The sequence below is a fragment of the Mesorhizobium sp. M7A.F.Ca.MR.176.00.0.0 genome, assembly GCF_004023165.1.
Taxonomy (GTDB): Bacteria; Pseudomonadota; Alphaproteobacteria; order Rhizobiales; family Rhizobiaceae; genus Mesorhizobium.
The window spans coordinates 1468-2434 of record NZ_RZTC01000250.1 but is presented as its reverse complement, the minus strand read 5'-3'; the positions used below and the strand labels follow the sequence as shown (position 1 = coordinate 2434).

Genomic DNA, 967 nt, shown 5'->3' with positions numbered 1-967 from the left:
ATCTCAACGCCCATCCGCCATTGTTGGGCTAAATCCAAATCGCCCACCTTCGTTGCAAAACTACCCTGGCAAGGGCTTTGAGGGAGTTTCGAAATTGGATTGTCTCCAGAGGATAGAGACGTTGATCGATGAGGCCAGCGTGGATGCGATCGATAAGGCGCGCGTTTTGCTGGATCAGTTCAAAGGTAGGTCAGAAACACTCGCCCAAGCTATCGATGACTTCCTGCTTGATCTGATGACCCTGGTGTTCGTCGTAGAAACCACCCGCGAGAGGTTCCACAATCCGGCGCGGCGATTGGCGCGTGTGAGATTGACCAGGATCAGCCTGTTGTTGGCGTCGTAGTCTGAAACTTAGGGGTCCGTCCCGGTCAGAGAGAGGTCGCACCAGGAAGAAGGCGCCGACTGATTGTCGGCAAATCCGAGCGCACCAAACAGCTACGTTCTCTTGCGGCCGCTGGCCCTGGTGGCGAAAAGACGTGCGCCGAGGAACGCTACGGGACTGGCCAGCGCGATTTTTGAGCCAGCACCGCGTCCGCGAGCCAGGGCCCAAGACTATGTTCGGCCTCCGGCAAGAGCCCGACGTCGAGCATCTTCGCATGCCCCGCGTCGATCTTACTTCGGAAGTATTCCCCATGCCGAGCTATTAAGATCGGCGGCGCGCCGGATCGTTGATCGGCGCGTGCTGCATCTGCTCAAGATGTGGCGGGAATGCCCGGTCGAAGAAACCGATGATCGAGGCCGGAAGACACGCACGGCCAAGGTGCGGGATTCGCTCAGCCGTATTCAACAGCACGACCTTGTAGCCCTCCAATGTACGGGTAATAGGCGCTGGCGAACACGACGTCGTGCCCCCCGGAAGGAGAAGGACGACGATCTTGCGCAAACCCTCAAAAGCGCCGCGCACCAGCGCCATTACGGCGGCCATGGCATCATCGGCCGTAGTAAGCGCGACGGTGGGAATTGCGGG

Annotated in this window: 1 protein-coding gene and 1 pseudogene; one reads left to right on the top strand and one right to left on the bottom strand. The window is 59.0% G+C overall.

The genetic code is table 11. The features are described 5' to 3' along the window. A pseudogene (locus tag EOB59_RS34450) lies at positions 1-343 on the top strand (hypothetical protein); the annotation flags it as partial. 300 nt (positions 344-643) lie between these two features. Here EOB59_RS34450 and EOB59_RS35500 read toward each other — a convergent pair. Then, positions 644-967 (bottom strand): hypothetical protein (locus tag EOB59_RS35500; protein WP_206622105.1); only part of this gene is annotated, 324 nt, incomplete at its 5' end.